Genomic DNA, 566 nt, shown 5'->3' on the forward strand with positions numbered 1-566 from the left:
CCTGCTTGGCACCCTCAGCGATCTCGCGCGCCAGTGAACTCACAACATCGGGATTGACCCCGACGCCGCCACCACCGAAAGCCTCTCCGGAAAGTTTGAGGAGAACCCTGCGCTTCTTGCCCGTGTCGATCATATGGTGCGAGACCTTTCGTACGATGTGTTTCAAAACTACCGCGTGTAGCTGGGGCACACACAAACGGAGACCGGATCGCTTGCGCAATCCGGTCTCCGTCAGTTGTTGTTAGGCGCCGACCTTGAACCGGGCGAAGCCCGAAACGGTCAGTTTGGCGTCCGCGAGAACCTTGCTCACGGAAACCTTGTTGTCCTTTGCGTAGTCCTGTTCAAGCAGGGCGACCTGCTTGAGGTAGGCCTTGACGCGTCCTTCGACGATCTTCGGGAGGGCCGCTTCCGGCTTTCCCTCGTTCTTCGAGATCTCGGTGACGATCTTGCGCTCGGTTTCCACGAGGTCAGCGGGAACGTCGCTCGCCGCGAGGTACTCCGGGTTGGCGAAGGAGATGTGCTGCGCGATGGAACGAGCAGTCTCCGCGTCGTCACCCGAGTAGCCC

The 566-nt window shown here is 60.2% G+C and carries 2 pseudogenes; both read right to left on the reverse strand.

The features are described from left to right. Positions 1–133, reverse strand: a pseudogene (gene pyrH, locus JF66_RS24755) (UMP kinase); the annotation flags it as partial. Positions 134–241: 108 nt separating this feature from the next. Further along, positions 242–566: pseudogene (locus JF66_RS19910) on the reverse strand (elongation factor Ts); the annotation flags it as partial.

It is taken from the genome of Cryobacterium sp. MLB-32 (assembly GCF_000738085.1).
Classification (GTDB): domain Bacteria; phylum Actinomycetota; class Actinomycetes; order Actinomycetales; family Microbacteriaceae; genus Cryobacterium.